The sequence below is a fragment of the Marinomonas sp. FW-1 genome, assembly GCF_005222245.1.
GTDB lineage: Bacteria > Pseudomonadota > Gammaproteobacteria > Pseudomonadales > Marinomonadaceae > Marinomonas > Marinomonas alcarazii.
This window is the reverse complement of sequence record NZ_CP025987.1, coordinates 3,051,412-3,071,473: the sequence shown is the minus strand read 5'-3', so window position 1 is coordinate 3,071,473 and position 20,062 is coordinate 3,051,412. Positions and strand designations below refer to the sequence as shown.

General features: G+C 43.5%; 17 protein-coding genes. 12 read left to right on the top strand and 5 right to left on the bottom strand.

Translation table 11 applies throughout. From position 1 onward, the window contains the following. Positions 1–72: 72 nt before the first annotated feature. The 3 genes from ectB to C1X04_RS14200 all read left to right on the top strand — a co-directional run bounded on the left by ectB (position 73) and on the right by C1X04_RS14200 (position 3,701). Positions 73–1,386, top strand: a complete 1,314-nt coding sequence (gene ectB, locus C1X04_RS14210) for a diaminobutyrate--2-oxoglutarate transaminase (protein WP_137170302.1) — start codon at positions 73–75, stop codon at positions 1,384–1,386. A 165-nt stretch (positions 1,387–1,551) separates the two neighbouring features. Further along, positions 1,552–1,941 carry an ectoine synthase gene (locus C1X04_RS14205; RefSeq protein WP_067013657.1) on the top strand — a complete coding sequence of 130 codons (390 nt, stop codon included), beginning with the start codon at positions 1,552–1,554 and terminating at the stop codon, positions 1,939–1,941. 317 nt (positions 1,942–2,258) lie between these two features. Further along, a complete protein-coding gene (locus tag C1X04_RS14200; protein ID WP_110577323.1) occupies positions 2,259–3,701 on the top strand; it encodes an aspartate kinase in 1,443 nt (480 codons plus the stop codon). A 111-nt stretch (positions 3,702–3,812) separates the two neighbouring features. Here C1X04_RS14200 and C1X04_RS14195 read toward each other — a convergent pair whose 3' ends face one another. Next, positions 3,813–6,011, bottom strand: a complete 2,199-nt coding sequence (locus tag C1X04_RS14195; RefSeq protein ID WP_137170301.1) for an EAL domain-containing protein — start codon at positions 6,009–6,011, stop codon at positions 3,813–3,815. Positions 6,012–6,232: 221 nt separating this feature from the next. Next, on the bottom strand, positions 6,233–6,817 hold the full coding sequence (locus C1X04_RS14190) for a HupE/UreJ family protein (RefSeq protein ID WP_110577325.1): 585 nt from the start codon (positions 6,815–6,817) through the stop codon (positions 6,233–6,235). A gap of 316 nt (positions 6,818–7,133) precedes the next feature. Between C1X04_RS14190 and C1X04_RS14185 the strand changes: the two genes are divergently transcribed. Both C1X04_RS14185 and C1X04_RS14180 read left to right on the top strand, forming a co-directional pair. Beyond that, positions 7,134–7,397 (top strand): DksA/TraR family C4-type zinc finger protein, encoded by a 264-nt coding sequence (locus C1X04_RS14185; protein WP_110577326.1) that lies wholly within the window; start codon positions 7,134–7,136, stop codon positions 7,395–7,397. Positions 7,398–7,584: 187 nt separating this feature from the next. Further along, the gene (locus tag C1X04_RS14180; RefSeq protein ID WP_110577327.1) at positions 7,585–8,169 is read left to right on the top strand and encodes a hypothetical protein; all 585 of its coding nucleotides are present in this window, start codon (positions 7,585–7,587) and stop codon (positions 8,167–8,169) included. A 76-nt stretch (positions 8,170–8,245) separates the two neighbouring features. Here the strand turns inward: C1X04_RS14180 and C1X04_RS14175 are convergent, their stop codons facing one another. Together C1X04_RS14175 and C1X04_RS14170 are read right to left on the bottom strand one after the other, a co-directional pair. Next, entirely contained in the window at positions 8,246–9,457 is a 1,212-nt protein-coding gene (locus C1X04_RS14175; protein ID WP_110577328.1) for a phosphoribosyltransferase family protein, read from the bottom strand. Positions 9,458–9,640: 183 nt separating this feature from the next. After that, on the bottom strand, positions 9,641–10,693 hold the full coding sequence (locus tag C1X04_RS14170) for a LacI family DNA-binding transcriptional regulator (protein WP_137170300.1): 1,053 nt from the start codon (positions 10,691–10,693) through the stop codon (positions 9,641–9,643). A 206-nt stretch (positions 10,694–10,899) separates the two neighbouring features. On the opposite strand from C1X04_RS14170, the gene C1X04_RS14165 reads away from it, so the two are divergent. The 5 genes from C1X04_RS14165 to C1X04_RS14145 all read left to right on the top strand — a co-directional run bounded on the left by C1X04_RS14165 (position 10,900) and on the right by C1X04_RS14145 (position 14,409). Further along, a complete protein-coding gene (locus tag C1X04_RS14165) occupies positions 10,900–12,234 on the top strand; it encodes a dienelactone hydrolase (RefSeq protein WP_175404954.1) in 1,335 nt (444 codons plus the stop codon). A 187-nt stretch (positions 12,235–12,421) separates the two neighbouring features. Beyond that, positions 12,422–13,588, top strand: coding sequence for a sugar MFS transporter (locus C1X04_RS14160; protein ID WP_137170299.1), 1,167 nt, complete (start codon positions 12,422–12,424; stop codon positions 13,586–13,588). Next, complete coding sequence (locus C1X04_RS18900; RefSeq protein WP_137170780.1) at positions 13,548–13,781, top strand: DeoR family transcriptional regulator; 234 nt, start codon at positions 13,548–13,550, stop codon at positions 13,779–13,781. Before C1X04_RS14160 ends, C1X04_RS18900 begins: the two co-directional genes overlap by 41 nt. A gap of 102 nt (positions 13,782–13,883) precedes the next feature. Then, complete coding sequence (locus tag C1X04_RS14150; protein WP_137170298.1) at positions 13,884–14,132, top strand: CopG family ribbon-helix-helix protein; 249 nt, start codon at positions 13,884–13,886, stop codon at positions 14,130–14,132. Continuing rightward, the gene (locus C1X04_RS14145) at positions 14,113–14,409 is read left to right on the top strand and encodes a type II toxin-antitoxin system RelE/ParE family toxin (RefSeq protein WP_137170297.1); all 297 of its coding nucleotides are present in this window, start codon (positions 14,113–14,115) and stop codon (positions 14,407–14,409) included. The genes C1X04_RS14150 and C1X04_RS14145 overlap by 20 nt, the downstream gene beginning before the upstream one ends. Positions 14,410–14,512: 103 nt before the next feature. On the opposite strand, the gene C1X04_RS14140 is transcribed toward C1X04_RS14145, so the two are convergent. Beyond that, a complete protein-coding gene (locus C1X04_RS14140; protein ID WP_254682275.1) occupies positions 14,513–16,000 on the bottom strand; it encodes a DUF3612 domain-containing protein in 1,488 nt (495 codons plus the stop codon). Between the two features lie 182 nt (positions 16,001–16,182). Here C1X04_RS14140 and C1X04_RS14135 point away from each other — a divergent pair, with 182 nt between their 5' ends. Next, the gene (locus C1X04_RS14135; protein ID WP_137170295.1) at positions 16,183–18,354 is read left to right on the top strand and encodes a malate synthase G; all 2,172 of its coding nucleotides are present in this window, start codon (positions 16,183–16,185) and stop codon (positions 18,352–18,354) included. A 60-nt stretch (positions 18,355–18,414) separates the two neighbouring features. After that, positions 18,415–20,016, top strand: coding sequence for an isocitrate lyase (locus tag C1X04_RS14130; protein ID WP_137170294.1), 1,602 nt, complete (start codon positions 18,415–18,417; stop codon positions 20,014–20,016). Positions 20,017–20,062 lie beyond the last annotated feature (46 nt).

Genomic DNA, 20,062 nt, shown 5'->3' with positions numbered 1-20,062 from the left:
GCTTGAAAGCCAAGCTTTCGCTCTCAGCTTTTTGATCAAAAACAGTAATAAACTTAAAAGGATAATAGAACTATGAAAATTTTTGACGAAATCGAATCAGAAGTACAATCTTATGCTCGCTCTTTTCCTCGCGTTTTTAATCGCGCACTTGGTGCTCATTTGTTTGATGAAGAAGGCAATAAATACCTAGATTTCTTGGCTGGTGCCGGCACATTGAATTATGGTCATAACAACCCTGTCTTTAAAGAAAAGCTTGTTGAATACATCATGGAAGACGGTATTACACATGGCCTTGATTTACACACCAAAGCAAAAGGTGAATTTTTAGAGACCTTCAAAAAATATATTTTAGAGCCCCGTGGCTTGGAATATATGATGCAGTTTACGGGACCGACAGGGACTAACGCGGTCGAAGCAGCCCTTAAGCTGGCTCGTAATGTGACAGGTCGAGAAAATATTATTAGTTTCACTAACGGTTTCCACGGTTGTAGTTTGGGAGCCTTATCTGTAACAGGTAATTCTCATCACCGTGGCGCAGCGGGAACGACATTGGGTGGCGGTGTTTCTACCGTTCCTTTTGATGGCTATTTGGGGGATGGTATTGAAACAACAGAGTACCTAGACAAAGTATTGTCAGACTCTAGTAGTGGTGTAGACACGCCAGCCGCAGTTATCGTGGAAACGGTTCAAGGTGAGGGTGGTATTAATGTGGCAGGTTTTGAATGGCTACAGAATCTTGAAGCGGTTTGTAAGAAGCACGGTGTTTTATTGATTGTCGATGACATTCAAGCGGGTTGTGGTCGTACTGGTACTTTCTTTAGTTTTGAAGACGCTGGAATTAAACCTGACATTGTGACTATGTCGAAATCATTGAGCGGCTATGGTTTGCCATTCGCAGTGGTTCTTATGCGTCCCGAACTTGATGAATGGAAACCAGGCGAGCACAACGGTACTTTCCGTGGTAATAATTTGGCCTTCGTAACGGCTAAAGTAGCGATTGAAACCTATTGGAAAGACGACGCGTTTGAGAAAGAAATCAAACGAAAAGGTGAATACATTCACCAGCGCACACAAGATATTATTAATGAATTCGGCGAAGGTAATTTCGTTGTTCAAGGCCGAGGTATGATGCGTGGCATCAACTGCGTTAGCGGCGAATTGGCTGGCAAGATTACCAAGAAATGTTTCCAGAATGGTCTGATGATCGAAACATCCGGTGCCGATGACCAAGTAGTGAAGTTTCTTTGTCCTCTAATTATTAGTGATGAAGATCTAAAACAAGGTATCGATATTCTAGAGCGTGCAATTCGTGATGTGTGTGCCAAGGAAGACGATATGCCAGAAGCAAAAAGCTACTTTGATGAGAACTATGACATTGCTGTTTAGTTCCCATTTGCTAAGAAAGGTAACCCAAAGAACTGCGGCCTAATTTTTGCGGTGGTTCTTATTACATGCTTGAGTGACGTAAATTGTAAGTTCAAAACCTCAAGCGTTATTCGATATTCGTTATCGAGATGTTAATCGATCTAACAAGATCATAAGGAGAAAAGAATGTTTGCACGTGATTTAGCCGAATGCGAAAAAACTGAGCGCCGAGTAGTGTCACCTGATGGTAACTGGGAAAGCACTCGTCTTTTATTAAAAGAAGACAATATGGGTTTTTCTTTTCACATTACGACTATCTATGAAGGCAAAGACTTTGATATGCATTATCAAAATCACCTCGAGTCTGTGTACTGCATTTCTGGAGAGGGTGAAGTTGAGAGCCGTGAAACAGGCCAAAAACACCATATAAAACCAGGTGTTGTTTATGTACTAGATAAACATGATGCACATACTTTGCGTGCTTTTAAAGAATTGAAATTGGCGTGTGTTTTTAATCCACCCATTACTGGTAAAGAAGTACATAACTCAGAAGGTGCTTACGAACTTCTAGATTGATGTGTCGAGCTTCTTCTTATGTAGCGTAACTTAATTTTAGTGGTTACGTTATAGGAGTCGGTGCTGTTCTGCTCTTGGTGGTAGACGGCACCCAAACTTCTTTATATACAGCCGCATCTTATTGTCCTCCGATGTATTTTTCCTTAGGGCTAAATACAGAATCAATATAGCCTCAACAAAGAATATTCTGTCTGCGGTTTTATGCATTGAAAAATACGATTAATGCTTAAAATTTCCGCAACCTTATGACAATATAGCGGCAGTTTTAGACTCTGGTCGAAAATTTGCTTTCGGCCCATTGATGAATTGGGTAAATAATGGGACAACATACAGTTGAAAAAATTGGCGGCACGTCCATGAGTGACTACCGTTCAGTTAGAGACAATATCATTTTCAAGCCTACTCAAGTAAACAGCATGTATCAGCGTATTTTTGTTGTTTCCGCTTATGCAGGTATGACCGATAAGTTGCTAGAGCATAAGAAAACAGGTGATGCAGGTGTTTTCGCATTATTTGCTCAAGAGCGTAAGCAAAATAACTGGTTCCCAGCATTGCAAGATGTTCGCACCGCCATGTTAGAGGTCAATCATGCTTTGTTTGAAGAGGGTGAGCTGCGTGAAAAAGCAGATGCTTTTTTAAACAGCCGCTTGAAAGAAGCACAAGAATGCTTGGAAGATTTACACCGCCTTTGTCAGCACGGTCATTTCTCGATTAGTGAGCACCTTGCTACCGTACGAGAAATGCTTGCAAGTCTTGGCGAAGCGCACAGTGCTTGGAATACTGCGCATTTATTAAAACGCGATGGTGTAAATGCTGTTTTTGTTGACTTAACTGGCTGGAACAGCCCAAGTCACATGTCTCTTGATGAACGCATTGTTGACGCTTTTAAAGACATTGATTTGAGCAAAGAACTTCCGATTGCAACGGGTTACGCTCACAGTGAAACAGGTCTAATGTCTACGTTTGACCGTGGTTACAGTGAAATGACTTTTAGTCGAATTGCGGTTTTAACAAAAGCACATGAAGCTGTTATTCATAAAGAATTCCACTTGAGTAGTGCAGACCCGCGTTTAGTTGGTGAGAAAAATGCCGTGCCTATTGGCCGTACTAACTACGATGTTGCAGACCAGCTTGCGAACCTTGGTATGGAAGCGATCCATCCAAAAGCAGCGAAAGGCTTGCGCCAGAGCGGTATTTCATTACGCGTGAAAAACACCTTTGAGCCAGACCATACAGGTACATTGATTACAGGTGATTATGTCAGTGATGCGCCATGTGTAGAGATCATTGCGGGTTGTCGTGGTGTCTTTGCTGTGGAACTATTTGATCAAGATATGGCTGGTGATATCGATAAATTCGACGTGGACATTCTTAAAGTATTAAGACAGTTCCATGCTCACATTATCGCAAAAGACATTAACGCCAATACGATTACGCATTATTTGGCTATTAACCTGAAAACCTTGAAGCGAGTGATGAGAGTTCTGCACGAACGTTTTGCAGATGCTGAAATTACTCAGCGTAAGGTTGCTATTGTGTCTGCGATTGGTAGTGATATGAAAACCACAGGTATGTTGGCAAAAGCGGTTAAAGCGATCGCTGAGCAAGACGTTAACGTATTGGCTATGCACCAATCTATGCGTCAGGTAGATATGCAGTTTGTGGTTGATGAAGAAGATTACGAAAAAGCGATTTGCAGCCTGCACAAAGAATTGGTTGAAGTACATAACCACGGTAGTGCAATTTGCTTAGCGTCTTAGTTCGATAAGCTCAGACTTATCTATCTAGCCTATACCGAAAGCCCAAGTGTGAATTTTCACATTTGGGCTTTTTTATTGGCTAACTTTTGCTTTCTTATCGATGATTTTTAATCAAGAATCATTGTGAACTATGGGCTTGCCATTATTGAATTCGTCCATAGTGACTGCTTTGCTCACATAATAGCCTTGGCCATAATCGCACTGGAAGTTTGCTAACATTTTCCATTGTTCTCTGGTTTCGATGCCTTCTGCCAGCACTTTTATATTAAGCTTGTGTGCCATGGCAATAATCGCCTCAACAATTTTTCGGTCGTCTGGGTCGGATTCTAAATCCATAACAAAACTGCGATCAATTTTAAGTAGATTAACCGGAAGGTTTTTAAGCTGAGAAAGCGAAGAGTAGCCTGTTCCAAAGTCGTCTATGGCGATGCATATTCCCATATTTTTGAAGGTCTGCAGCAACTTTCTTGTTAAATGAACGTCCTCAAGAATAGATGTTTCAGTAATCTCGAAGCCAATAAGGTGTGCTGGTACTTGGTATTTTTCTAACAGGTCCTGCACCAAAACAACAAGGTGAGGGTCCGATAACTGGCGAGAGGCAAGGTTAATATGCAGCAGAATATCTGCTCTTTTTTCTATTCTCCGCTTTGCGATATAAGCGATGCTGTTTTCTAGTATCCAGTAGCCTAATTCAATAATTTTCCCTGTGCTTTCAGCCAAAGGTATAAAGTCATTGGGAAAGATGAGGCCTTTTTCCGGATGATTCCAGCGAATAAGCGCTTCGGCTCCCAAAATATGATTCGTATGCAAGTCAAATTGAGGTTGATAATACATTTCGAATTCATTTCTGAGTAGGGCAAGAGATAAGTCATTTTCTGCTTTCATGAGATTGTGCGTATTAACTTTCATGTTCTCGCTATAGAAGGAGAACTGATTTTTCCCCAGCAACTTGGCTTGATACAACGCCATGTCAGCATTTTGCATGATACTAACTAAGTCATCACCGTGTTCAGGAATCTTTGCAATGCCTAAAGAGGTACTTAATAGGTATTCTCGATTATCCATTTTTATGGGAGCGCGGATGCTTTGTAGGATGCGGTTGGCATGTTCTTCAATTTGATGCTCGCTACTTACTTCACCTAAGAATATTCCGAACTCATCTCCCCCTAAACGGGCTACTAGATCGGATTGTCCTTTCAGCTTAGTTAATCTTTCACCAACAATAATGAGAACTTGGTCCCCAACATCATGACCTATCGTATCGTTAATGCGTTTGAAATTATCAAGGTCAAAATATATAAACGCAGAAGTCCTTTTATGCTTTTGATTGTGCTGTAAAACGTTAGGTAAATTGTTTTGTAAAAAACGTCGGTTTGGAAGTCCTGTTAAGGGGTCTTTATTCGCGAGGTCTTGAAGCTCTGCTGTTTTTTCTTTAACAAGCGTTCTAAGTTTTAAGGGCTGGATTAATATCGCGTACAGTGCGATGGCCAGCAATAGTGAAACGATAAGGCTCACTGCATAGCCTGTTACTCTTCTTTGATCTAGATCCTTATCAAGTGCTTTGCTAATTTTTAATGTCCATGTTCCGACTGGGAGAACAAGCTCGGTGGATGCTTGGATGTCAGAAAGGGGGGCAAGGGAGCTTGATAGGGTTATCGTATCCTTTGTTGCCGCATGTTTTCTTGATAAGTTGTATTGGTAGCCTTCGCTTTCAAGGCGTTTTAATTGTGTTGCTTCGAGTAAATCGTCTAAATAAATGACCGCAGAGGCGAAGCCCCAAAAAAGCTCTCGTTGCGTGCCTTTATTAAGAAAAATTGGCGCACGGCTGATAACGGCAACACCACCTTGCACTAATGCTACTGGACCTATGACGAACATCCGATGATTCTGAATAGATAGCATCGCTTCTTTTTCAAAACCTGGTGTTGATATGATGTTAAAACCTATGGCGCTTTCATTGCCTTCTATAGGATAGATGTCTGAAATAATGCCGTCTGGTGCAAGCTGGAGGTTTGCAATACCGCCAATAGAATCGATCAGCTTATGTGCATAATTAGGAAACCATTCTCCATCGCCACCATTTTGTTCTACTTCATAAGCGAGAATTTGTGCCGAAGTAAAGGCTGCAGACAGGCGTCTTTCCAGAACGGATGCTTGGGTACGAGACAGTCCGCTTAGAAGTGACTGCTGTTGATTGATAATGGATTTATTTGTTGATTGAGTCCAATAAGCCCCAAAAGACGCAATGGCGAAGAAAGCAATCAGGGAGAAAAATAAGGCGGAAGGTTGCTTAAACTCTGCTTTTTTCAAGGATTGATCCTTTCTTGGCAAATTACTGAATATGCAAAAATCATACACATAAACTTTTACAGGGTATTTAATCTTTTTGTAAAAGAATGCGCTGTTGGGTAACTATGTAAAAAATGAATCGATTTATAGACACCATAGGTTAGGGGGAAATAGCGTTAAAGAATAAAAAAAGCCACGCTATTTCTGCAAAATAACGTGGCTTCAATTAATGCTTCATGTATTTATGCTAGTGCTAAAAATACGCCAGCAATAGCAATGATACTGCCAGTTAGGCGCGTCACGATAGGCGCTTGAAAACGCGCAACACCCATACCAAAGCCGATACCTGCAACATGTAACAATGCCGTAGCAGCAGCAAAGCCCAAAGCATATTCTGCACCATTAGCGTTTAGAGGCATTTCTAAGCCATGCGCAGCGCCATGAAATAGTGCAAACAATCCGGCAATACCAGCACAAGTCGCAACAGAGAAGCGCGCCGCACCGACTAACAATGCACCCATTAGGATGACAGATAAGACAATACCTTGCTCAATGAAAGGGACTTGCACACCAGCAACGGCTAGACCGCCACCAACCAACATAGTACCAACAAAAGCCGCAGGCACAGCCCACAACGCACGACCGCCAAGGCTAGCTGCCCAAAGACCAATAGCTAACATAGCCAATAAATGATCCAAACCACCCATAGGGTGCATGAAGCCGGTCATAAAACTGGTTGTGTGTTCATGTCCTGGGTGAGCAGATGCAAGAGCTGGTATTGCGGCAACAAGTGCGGCTAATGCCATTTTAAGCGAAGATAAACGCATGGTGTCGTCTCCAAAATAGATAAATATGAATAAGACCTTACGAAATGGTCTTCTCGAAACCACCGCTCTTGCGGCTGGAAGCGGAGATTCTAACATACCCACAGAGAGGGTAAATTGAATGATGTTGCCAATAGGTAACGAAATATTCAGCTTCTAACAAAATATGGTGGTAAATTAACCGATATTTTTGTCATTGCTCAGTTAGGAAAACGCTTGTCATTGAAACACTTGGAAATTACAGTCATTGGCAGCTTGTTTCTTACCATGTGTGGTGGGAGATTGCAGAGTAATCAATAAAAATAATAGGGGCGTATGTATGGCGAGTGGTTGGGCGCAAGATGGCGCGGTGCAAGATCAAATAGACGCAACAGTTGACTCCGAAGTTGAGCGTGCAAAAAACAGTATGCCAAAAGGTGAGAGTCTGACTCATTGTGAAGAATGTGATGCGGCAATTCCTGAGCCTCGTCGCAAAGCCATTCAGGGAGTACGTTTGTGCATTCAATGCCAGTCCGAGCAAGAGAAGAAAGGCCGTTCTGCTTTGTATAATAGAGCGGGCAGTAAAGACAGTCAGCTAAGATAGGGTTCATAAGGTATTTTCTTTTGTTTCATTGATCTAAATACCAGTGTTATTCACTGAATCTGCGTATTTGCCGTCGAATTTTTCCTGCTTGATCTTCCTCAATATGATAAGGTTTCGCCTATCAAAAAGGGTGGTTTGACCATGGGTCTGACGCTCTGTTTCTTTTAGAATAAATAAGGATGAGCTTGTGGCAGACACTTACTCAACAGAAGTAAATAAATTAGAGAAACTACGTGCAGCTTGGTTGCCAGCGGTAGAGTTTCTTTTTGGCGAAGCCGTTGAAGAAGCCAAGTTTGATGGTTTCGAAGTCAATGATGACATTGCCAAACCAAATGCTGTATTTGAACATGCCGATGAGCCGTATCGTTACAAAATCCAAATGCCAGCTCGAGTATTCAGCAACGATGTGATGTTGCTGGCGGATGTAATTCAAGAAATGGTTCGTGGTCAATATCCTGTTGGCTTTGAAGGCGCGCAAACCCCAGCTCTATGTGAGGGTGTTGCCGTGTTTGGCGCTGTTACCGCTATTAAACAAGTCTTTGGAGAAGAGTCCGTTGACTCTTATTTGAATGCACTCAAAGAGCAGGCATTCCCTTACTATGATGCGTTTTCTTATGTGGCAGTTTTGTTGGCGGAAGACCCACAAGCGATCAAGAAACTGCGTGGTGTTCAGCCTTACTTGTACAAGGTGGAAAGAGCCGATTTTGAGGCTGCGCAAGTAGAAATAGATCGTAAAATCAAAGATATTCTCTTGCTGGCGTTTCGCGCTTAATAAATGCATGACTTCGAATAGAAACAAAAATGCCGCTTTTAAGCGGCATTTTTATGGCTGTTCTAAACGAATAACATTAGCCTTTTAATTCAGACAGCTCTTCACTGAACCAAATTTTGCGTTTAAAACGAGGATTTTTAGACGACATATCAATTTTGTAAGGGTTTGGTTCGTGAGTTTGTGGCAAGTCAAGAATATTGCAAAGCTCTTGAGCTAGCCATTTTTCGACTTTTAATACGACCATTTTCTTACGTAAGCGACCTTGCTCATCACGGTTCAAAATCGTTGGTAAGGTATTTAGTGTCAGAATCTCGCCAATCGCTGGATGCGCCATACGTTCACGACCTTCATCGCTGGCATAAAAATGCGATACCGCAAACACCATGCGTTCAGGGTTGATTTGCTGTAAGAACTGGCAAGATTTCACAACAGTCGAGCCCGTGCGAACCATGTCATCAAACAACACAATACTCGCGCCGTCTAGACCGTCAAAAGTGTGCTCGCTTTCTTTGTGAAGGGTAATTTCTACTTTGCGTTCAGCGGTGCGATCTTTATCAAGCATGATGAATTTTGCTTTGCTAAGGCCCAGTGTTCTGAACATTTCTTTAACAAAATCGCGAGCGCCTTTATCTGGAGCACAAAGGACAAGCCCTTCGCCGTCTTCGCCATAGTTTAAGATGTTTGAGTTTAGTAAGTAGTGGGCGTATATCTCATAAGGGATTAGGTTGTGGAAATCGCCTTCGAATACATCATTAAAGATTTTTTGCACAGAGTCAGAGTGGTTGTGGATGGTCATTACCGTATCCACACCAGACAGTTTTAGCAGTTGAGCGTAAAGCTTGGCAGTGAATGGTTGGCCGTCGAATTTTTTAATATCGTTGATATCTCTATCAAAACTGGTTTCACCTAAGCTTTTATGAGGGCCACGGTCTTGTGCACTATAGAATAGATCTGGCTCAACCAGAATAACGCGATCAGCACCGTTTTCTTTCGCAGCACGGGCGATTATTAAATTTGACATAGCCAATTCTTGGCGGCTTTTTACATGACTGCCAGTACTGACGATAACGACAGCTTTACCCTTAAGTTTGCGGCCAATGTTTTCAAAATCCGCTTCGTCAGAAATAAAACGAGGGCAAAATTCAGAGTTCATGAATTGCTTCATACTGATCAGATCAGCGATGTCTTCATGCTGGCCCATTGCATAGGCAACATCAATAGCAAAGGGATTATCAGAAGAGTTACTAACAACTACGACATTAGTTGACTGACTGGTCGACAAAGTCATGAGGTTTCCTTAACTAAGGGTATGGGAATTTGCGCTGATTTTAATACTTGTGGGCGTATTTCGATAGGGCAGATTGAGGAAAAAGGCATTTTTATGTCGATCTAATCAAGTCTTGCTTTTTCTTTAACCAAAAATGAGAGGAAATTTTCGATATATTACCAGTGGTGATAATTGTTCTCAGTTCTACTTAACCTCTGTAAATGCCTTATTTAAGCGAAATTTGTGGGGTAAATAAGTTGGTGTAGTTGGTGGTGAATGGTTCCAGATAGCTTTTAAGGTCGCCACCGTGGCAGGGCCATATAACTCCGCAGGGACACCCACAGAATTCAGCCAATTAGCAATCCAAGGATTAAGTGGATTATCATCGAAACCGAAAAAAGTCATATCATCCGTCGCACTCAATTCTGTTTCTTGCACTCGCCTGTAGGCACCGAACGCAAGCATATCGCTCAGGCATAAAATGACTTCTGGTCTTTCAGCCATGTTCAATATGTTTCCCATGCACTGATAGCCAACCTCAAGATGATTTAAGCCTTCTGCGTGAGCATGGGGGATTTGATCAGAGTGAATACCTGCCTTTGCTAGGCGATCGAGTAAGCCTCTGCGCCTTTCTTCCGCGGCGGTTTGATCAAGTGAGGCATGAATAATAGCGATGTTTTTTTTGCCATGTTGAAGCAACAATTCAGCAACGTCCACACCTGCTTGATAATTATCGATGCCAACATAAAGTGCACTTTCTTGGTCTGGTGCGGGGCGATTAACAAAAACAAAGGTCATGTCACTGTTGCGATAATCCGTTAATAGCGGGCTTTGAACCGCGCCGACAATGACCACCGCTCGAGCGAGCTGAGCACGCATTTCCAGAAGATATTCATCTTGTATGTCCGCCTCTTGATGGGTGTCGCACAATGACATTATGTAGCCTTCGTCTCTTAGTGCCCATTCGATCGATGACGCGATAGCCGACATGGTAGGGTTAGCCAAACTGGCGGCCAAGACGCCAACCATACGGCTTTCCTGGCACCTTAATGCTCTACCAATACTTGCAGGTCGGTAACCAAGCTCAGCCACAGATTTTTTGACTTGAAGGATCGTTTGTTCTGACGCCTTGTTGGTAATTCCGTTGATAATTCGAGAGGCGGTTGCCGTCGAAACATTGGCATGAGCAGCGACCATTGCTAAAGACACTCTTTTATTCGATGTGTTTTTTTGCTTTCTGCGCGGAGCTGATGGCATGTCTCTTCCTTGGGATAAAGGCATTAAAGAGCCAAGATTTTAGCCTTGATTGATAGTTGCAACAAGCAAGTTACTGATCTTGCTGTTATTAGGTGTGCTTTCGCTCTTGAGCGAAGTGTAATGACGTGGTTATACTTATTTGGTTAATCGATTAACCCAATAATGTTTAAACATTCAATACAATAAAGATAATAAGGACTGTTGTTATGAAAAATAAGCAAATGACACGTTACGCTGCTGCGTTACTTGTGGCGTCTTGTGTTCCATTTTCTGCGGTACAAGCTGAAAATAGAATTGATATTATCCGAGCGGATGCCCCTGAATTAGCGGCTTATGGCGAGCAGACCGTTGGTGTTAGGCAAATAGATTTCATTCATAAAAACCAAATTGATGTTTTAAACACCCCAAGAGACAGAAAAGAAAGTGATGCATTCCCTTACTATGATCGCCCTTTAACGGTTGAGGCTTGGTATCCAGCACAAGCTAATTCGAAAGGCTCTCAGGTGTTAAAGGTTTTTGCACGAGACGGTAAAACAGAAATTGAGCTACATGGCCAAGCGATTCTAGATGCTGAGCCAGCTAAGGTAAAAACCGCCTTTCCGCTGGTTATACTTTCCCATGGTTACCCAGGTAATCGCTTCTTAATGGCTCCGATAGCTGAGAATATTGCCTCAAAAGGTTATGTGGTTGTTGCTATTGATCATACAGAGTCAACTTATAGAACCGTATCAGACATTAGTTCAAGCATTGTTAACAGAACCAAAGATCAGTTGTTTATTTTGGATCAAATTAGTCAATTGGCGAAAGACAAATCTTCCTTCTTATATAACCTAGTGGATACCAATAATACTGGCATTATCGGCTATTCAATGGGCGGTTATGGAACCGTTGTGACGGTTGGCGGTGGTTTAACCTCATATGGTGTTAAGAAAAACGAAGGTTTTTTTTCCACGCCTAGTGGCACGCTAGATCAGTATTTAAGTGGCAGTGATGAATACCTCGCTTTGGCTGATGAGCGTATTAAAACGGCTGTCACCTTTGCTCCAGCTGGTATGAATAATGGTTTTATGGATGCTGAAACGGCTAAGGGAATTCGTGTTCCTATGCTGTATATAGCAGGGTCGGTAGACGACGTTGTTGGTTACGAAGACGGAGTGCGGGCTTTATGGAAAGCGTCAACCAGCGTTGATCGTGCTTTATTGACGTTTGACTACGCTAACCACAACGCGGGGGCACCGATGGCGCCGCCAGCTGAAATGTATAAAGTGGACCCAGAGTTAGGCTTCAACTTGTCTATGCATTACCTTGACCCTGTTTGGGATAATGTGCGAATGAACAATGTATCTACCCATTTCATTACGGCATGGTTAGGTCAGTATTTGAAGCACGATGATGCAATGTCAGGCTATTTAGATTTAGTGCCGCATTCTAATGAAGGCACTTGGGGTGATGGTGAGGATAGCGCCAACCACACTTACTGGAAGGGCTTTCCTAATAGAACAGCCAGCGGTCTAAGGTTTGAAACGCTAAAAGCACAATAGCATGAATAAATGAGGCAAAAGCCCGAAAGCCAATTACTGACTTTCGGGCTTTTTAATTTACGTGCTTTTGCCATAACGCGACAGGCATGTTTTTAGAAATTAGGCTGTTTTTAAGTATGTGTCTGCCTATATTTAACGCGCATTAAGCGGTATTGTTCTACCAAATTAAATATGGGTAAGTCTTTTTATGCTATTGCTTTTTATCATTTATATTGCCTTCATCAGTTTGGGGCTACCTGATGCAGTACTGGGCTCATCGTGGCCTGTGATGAGTAAAGACTTAAACGCCTCAACGGAATTTGCGGGTGTTATTTCTCTCATTATTAGTGCGGGGACCGTTCTTTCTAGTCTTTATGTGACAAAAGCAATCAACTTTTTTGGTATTGGAAAAGTTGTCGCAATCAGCGTTTTGCTGACAGCCATCGCATTATTGGGTTTTAGTTTGTCCAATGTAGCGCTGGCTCTGGCATTTTTGGCCATTCCTTTGGGGCTTGGGGCTGGCGCAGTCGATGCTGCATTAAATAACTTCGTGGCACTGCACTATAAAGCCAAACATATGAATTATCTGCATTCATTCTGGGGCGTGGGTGCGACAGCGGGCCCGCTTTTGATGGCGAATTACTTGACCCTAAAAGAAGGCTGGCGAGATGGTTATGTCACCATCGCCGTGGTGCAATTTTCACTGGTTATTTTGCTCTTTTTATCTCTGCCACTGTGGAAAAAGTTTGTTGTTAAGTCTGCTGAACGCAATAGCACAAGTGTGGCGGTCGTTTCGAATGTCACTGCCTTAAAAATTCAAGGCGTTCCACTGCAAATGGCGGTGTTCTTTTGCTATTGCTCAATAGAAATGAGTACCGGATTGTGGGCGGCAAGTTATCTCACCACACAAAGAGATGTTTTGGCTTCGGATGCTGCATTTTGGGCGGCAATGTATTATTTAGGCATTACAGTAGGGCGCTTTGCTTGTGGCGTCATAGCGGAAAAAATTACCGAAGAAGCTCTAATCCGAGCAGGCGTGTTCATTATCTTATTGGGTTGTATATTACTGGCTCTGCCGTTCTTTGATGGGTTTGCAAAAATAGGCTTGATATTGATTGGGCTTGGTTGCGCGCCTATCTTTCCCAATACCCTTCAAATGACACCAAAACGCTTTGGGTCGGCTGCATCGCAAACCATTATTGGCTTATCTATGGCCTCTGCGTATATCGGCATCATGATCGTTCCGCCCTTGCTAGGCGGTGCCGCTACAGTCTTCACTTTCGCGTCATTGCCGTTGATATTAGTCTTTCTTTCTGTCGTTATATTAGTGACAACTGAGCGGCTACGACGTTACAGCAATACTTCCTCTCGTTAATAACCAAGAGCGAAGTAAATTATCAGCATCGAGAATAGGGCAAGTATTCTCTGAGACACTGAAGCAGCGATTTAATGTGTCGGATAACATCATTTTCAACGATATAATTTATTTAGAAAAAGCGGGGGTTCTAAAGCGTATTGACGCTGGGGCTGGTGCTGTAGAAGCGTGTTCGGAAACAGAGCGAAAGTAGTTATTATCTTGTCTTATTCACTGTCAAATTTTAAGACTGATGAAGACAAAGAAACATGCATGGACTATGATTTAGATTCTTAGAGAACCTCGGAGAATGTCAATGTCTTTAAAAGCAACCTCAGTCAGACTAGACGAAGAAACACTGCAGCGTGTTGGACAAATGGCTGAAGCAATGGATAGGCCTCGTGCGTGGCTAATGGCGGAAGCGATTAAGCAATATGTTGCTCGCGAAGATTGGTTTATTCATGAAGTAGAAAAAGGCATTGAGTCAGCGGACAAAGGGCAATTGATCGACCATTCTGATATTAAAGCGAAATGGGATGCAAAGCGTGCTGCTCAAATGGACTGACTTAGCAGAACTTGATTTAGAAAAAATCGAAGCCTACATCGTAGAAGATAATAGCCAAATTGTTGCTATTGATGTGGTAATAAAGGTCATTGATAACGTAAATCTTATTCTGTCTGAACACCCGAGAGCTGGACGCTATGGCAGAGTGAAAAACACACGAGAACTTGTTATTGCAGGTTTGCCTTTTGTCGTCGTTTATCGAGAAAATTTGTCTGTAAACTGCCTAGAAATCTTACGTGTGCTCCATGAATCGCAGCATTGGGCAATGAGTGAATGATTGTCAAAAGCCAAGCCGTGTGGTGTTTGGCGCTGACGACGTCAGTGACGCAAGCAAAACACCACACGGCTTGGTATCCAAAGATAAACTCTCCTAAAACAAACTAACGTGCTTCACACTGTTGATAACAGCTCGGTTTCCTTGGACAAACGGCACCACGGGAACAAATCAATCTGGCATCGTTGTCTATGCCGCGTTCGACCCAGTTGATGTTTAAAATCTTCGCCACGCTCATTAAGTCTTTTTTGATGCTTCTTGGGATTTGTGAGGAGCCGCCTTTGGTCACGCAGGCTTCCCGTAAATCGGAGGCGATGGATAGGGCGTCTTTGCCTTGGGCATCAATGGCGGGGTTCAAATCGATGCCGGAGCAAAGTACGTGATTGTTACCGGCAAGGTCCTGCACTTTTATTGATTCACACGCGTAAATCCGTGGTTCGTCGCCGACATTAAGAATCGATATTTGTGCTGAGGTGCCAGTGCTTGGTTCGCTGATTTTGCGAAATACAGACCAGTGCTGACAAGGGTCTTCCACCATGCTCATGTTGCCCCAAGGTAGTGGAATACCATTACCTCGATACACGGCTTTGAGTTTGCCCGGTGCATAAGCATCAAAATAGTGCCAATGGGGATAAGGCGACGCTGCGGTCATGCGGCGCATGGTGACGGATTCAGAAACACCTGCTAATTGTGCAGTATTAATTTCGTAGCCATTACGATCCAGCATTTGTCGAAACGGCACTTTTGGACAAAGCAAAGCCCCAGCAAAGAAGCTGCATTCGAAGTCTCGCCAAGCGTACAAAATATCCTGAGCATCCATACCTGACGATTGTATTTTCGCATTCTGCGCTTGTAAGGGTGATATCTCATTTCGCCCTGTGACCAAGACATTTTTCATGCCGTCTTTATCGTGTAAAACCGTGTGACCAATATGCACCGCAAGATTGTATTTCAACCTTTGTGGTTGGGCTTTCATGATTTGGTTGATGTAAATCGTACTTGGTGGATCAAAGAAAGATGTTACTACATGGCTTTCACTGATGCCCATTTCTTGTAAAACCGCTAAAGGCGTTTTTCTAAACCACTTGATTTGCAAACCCATTTGCTTGGTGATGGCAACAATCTCATCAAGGCTTAATGGTAAGCGTTTAAGTCCGACTTCTTCTGCCGCGCGTTCTAAATCAGGGAAATGATTTTGATGATGCTCTTGGTGGGCGCGAATCAACAAATGCGCAAATTGACGACCGCTAGTCCCTGTTTGAGAAAGCATCTCAGGAATGGCGATTTGGAGTATTTCTTTCGAGAACAAAAAGTTTGGCTCTAACGCCATACCATTAATGCCACCGCCAGACCCTTTTGTTGGAGTAATGGCTTCTTCTTCCGGAATATCATCCAAAAACCATTCGACATCTTTTTGAAAAACGCTGGCGATGACTTCCAATACGTCTTCACTGGGGATGCGTTTTCCCCTTTCTATCATGGATAAATAAGACACTGATGGGGCCGATTCTGCGTCCACTTTTATACATCGTGCCGACAGGTCTTCCATGGTCAAACGGTTGCGTTTACGCAGGTTGCGGATTTTTGTTCCCAAAAAATGGGCCTTGCGATTGAGGCTATTTTTATTTTTCATTTTTGTAAAATTTACACTGTGTAATTCTTATTGTGAAATTTTATCTTAGTTGGACATAGACTATAAATCAAGCAATCGAAAGAGAGATCAAGCGAATTGCTAACCCTAAGAATCAGAGTGATAAGAGAAAGAAGGAAAGCGAGATGAATATGCCCCAAGCTAAAAATAACAGTGTGATTCATCCAGGGTTTTGCCACTTCATTAATGAAGAAGTGCTGCCACTTCACGCTATCGAACCAACAAAATTTTGGCGCGACCTTGAGCAGCTCGTTGCTGATCTGTCACCAATTAATCGTCAACTATTGGCGACTCGTGATCAGATGCAGCAACAAATTGATCAATGGCATTTGGATCATAAAGACCAAGCCATGGACACAAAGACTTATGAAGCCTTCTTGCGTGAAATCGGTTATTTGGTCGAAGAAGGTGACGATTTCACCATCACCACCGCGAATGTTGATGAAGAGATTGCTCACTTGGCTGGGCCTCAATTGGTGGTACCGGTGAAAAATGCTCGTTTTGCATTGAATGCCGCCAATGCTCGTTGGGGCAGTTTGTATGATGCCTTTTACGGTACAGATGTGATTAGCAAAACAGACGAGCTAGCCACAGGTAAAGCCTATAACTCAGTTCGTGGTGACGCCGTGATTGCCAAAGCCAAAGACTTTTTAGACGACGTGTTTCCGCTGGAGTCTGGTTCTCACAAAGACGTGATCAGCTACGTGGTTTATTACCATCATTTGTTGGCCTTTTTTCAAGACGGCAGCCAAGCCGGCTTAAAACAACCTTGTCAGCTGGTGGCGGTAAATGGTCAGCGCAGTGAGCCAGAAGCCGTATTACTGAAAAATAACGGCTTACACGTAGAAATCCAGTTTGATCGTAACGGTAAAAACGGTGTGAAAGACCCAGCCAATATCAATGACATTCTTATCGAATCAGCTCTAAGCACCATTATGGACTGCGAAGACTCTGTGGCAGCCGTTGATGCGGAAGACAAAATTGACGTGTACCGAAATTGGCTTGGCCTAATGCAAGGTACGCTAGAAGCCAGCTTCGAAAAAGACGGGCAAATGCAAACGCGCCGCATGAACCCAGACCGTATTTTTACGGACTTGGACAATCAAGAATACCGCTTACATGGTCGTTCTTTGTTGTTGATTCGCAATGTGGGTCACTTGATGGAATGCGACCTGATGCAAGACGAACTGGGTAACTTTGTGCCGGAAGGCATTATTGATGCGGTCGTCACAAGCTTGATCGGTGCGTTGGATTTACAGCGTACTCAAGGCATGCGCAATAGCCGTACTGGCAGCATTTATATCGTCAAGCCAAAGATGCATGGGCCAGAAGAAGTGGCGTTTAGCTGTGAGTTATTTGCTCGAGTAGAACAAATGCTTGGTTTACCAGAAAACACCATCAAGATCGGCATTATGGATGAAGAGCGTCGCACTACCTTGAACCTGAAAGAGTGCATTCGTCAGGCGAAATCTCGAGTGTTTTTTATCAATACCGGTTTTCTGGATCGCACCGGTGACGAGATTCACACCAGTATGCAAGCTGGCGCTTTCTTGCCAAAAGATCAGATTAAAAACCAGCCTTGGATTCAGGCCTACGAAAATCGCAATGTCGACATAGGCTTGCAGTGTGGTTTACCGGGCAAAGCACAAATCGGCAAGGGAATGTGGGCCATGCCGGTTGAAATGGCCGCCATGATGGCAGCGAAAGTAGCCCATCCGAAAGCGGGCGCGAATACGGCTTGGGTGCCATCGCCAACTGCGGCGACTTTACATGCGTTGCATTATCACCAAGTGGATGTGTTTGAAGTGCAAGATCGACTCAAAAATCGTCCGAAAGCGAGTCTAACAGATTTGCTTACCATCCCGACGATTCCAAGCAATTTGACCTTGTCGGATCAAGTGATTGAACGAGAAATCGAAAACAACGTTCAAGGGTTATTGGGCTATGTGGTGCGCTGGATAGAAGCGGGCGTGGGTTGCTCGAAAGTGCCTGATATTAACAATGTGGGTTTGATGGAAGACCGTGCCACCTTGCGAATTTCTAGTCAGCATTTGGCGAATTGGTTACTTCATGGAATGTGTAGCAAAGAACACCTTGATGACGTCATGCAGCGCATGGCACGGGTGGTGGATGAGCAAAACACAGCGACGGATGGATATCGCCCGATGGCACAAAATGCCAATAGTGTCGCTTTTAAAGCAGCGCAAGATTTGATTTTCAAAGGCGTGATTCAGCCTAACGGTTATACGGAACCTTTGCTTCATGCTTATCGAATGCAGGTGAAGGAAACGCATTGAAAACAAACGGATTAATAAGAATTTGTATCCCTTTAAACAACCTAAAGAGTGAGAAAAACCATGCAAACTTATAACAATAAAACACAGCAAGCGAGCAATACGATCAATCAACAAGGTCCAACTTGGGCGGCGATGAACCCTGAATTCGTAGCGAGAATGCAATTGCAAAACCGTTTTAATACGGGGTTAGATATCGCTAAATACACAGCCAAAATCATGCGTGAAGACATGGCGAGCTACGACAAAGATCCAGCGAATTACACCCAATCCTTGGGGTGCTGGCACGGCTTTGTAGGCCAACAAAAAATGATTTCTATTAAGAAGCATTTTGGCACCACGCGCAGCCGTTACTTATACTTGTCTGGTTGGATGGTGGCGGCCATGCGTTCTGAGTTTGGTCCTTTGCCAGATCAATCTATGCATGAAAAAACGTCTGTGCCAGCGTTGATTGAAGAGTTGTACACCTTTTTGAAACAAGCCGATGCCCGTGAATTACAGCACTTGTTTAAAGAAATGGATGACGCCAGAGAAGCGGGTGACCAGGTTCGAGAACAAGCGGCTCAGCAGAAAATTGATAACTTCGAAACCCATGTAGTGCCAATCATTGCGGATATCGATGCGGGCTTTGGTAACGAAGAAGCGACGTACTTGCTAGCAAAGAAAATGATCGAAGCGGGCGCTTGTTGTATCCAGATCGAGAACCAAGTGTCTGATGCCAAACAGTGTGGACACCAAGATGGCAAGGTAACGGTTCCACATGAGGACTTCTTGGCGAAAATTAACGCTGTGCGTTACGCATTCTTGGAGTTGGGCGTGGACGATGGCGTAATCGTAGCGCGCACGGATTCTTTGGGAGCGGGTTTAACGCAAAAAATTCCTGTGTCACAAACACCTGGTGATTTAGCTGAGCAATACAATGCCTTTATTGATGGCGAGGAAGTAACCTCACTTGAGCAAATGAAATCTGGTGATATGGCGATCAAACTAGGAAATCGTTTAATCAAACCTACGCGTTTGCCGAATGGTTTGGTGCGCTTTAAACCGAATACGGGTGAAGACCGCGTGGTGTTGGATTGCATCACCTCTTTGCAAAATGGCGCGGATCTACTGTGGATCGAAACGGAAAAACCGCATATTGGGCAAATCGCCGCAATTGTGAATCGTATTCGTGACGTTATGCCAAACGCCAAGCTTGTGTATAACAATAGCCCTTCATTCAACTGGACGCTGAACTTCCGTCAGCAAGTGTTTGATGCGTGGTTGGAAGAAGGTAAAGATGTTAGCCAATACCAGCGTGAGAAACTGATGTCACAAGATTACGATGGCAGCATGTTAGCCGAGGAAGCCGACGAGCGTATTCGACGCTTCCAGAAAGATGCCGCCGCGCAGGCAGGAATCTTCCATCATTTGATTACCTTGCCGACTTACCATACGGCCGCCTTGTCTACGGATAACTTAGCGAAAGACTACTTCGGTGAGCTAGGCATGTTGGGTTATGTGAGAGAAGTGCAGCGTAAAGAAATTCGCCAAGGATTAGCCTGCGTGAAACACCAAGACATGTCGGGTTCTAATATAGGCGATGACCACAAAGAGTACTTCTCTGGTGAGCAAGCGCTTAAAGCGTCTGGCAAAGACAACACCATGAATCAATTTGCAGTCTGATTGAAATAACGACCAGAGTGTATTGATAACAAAGACCAGCAGTCTT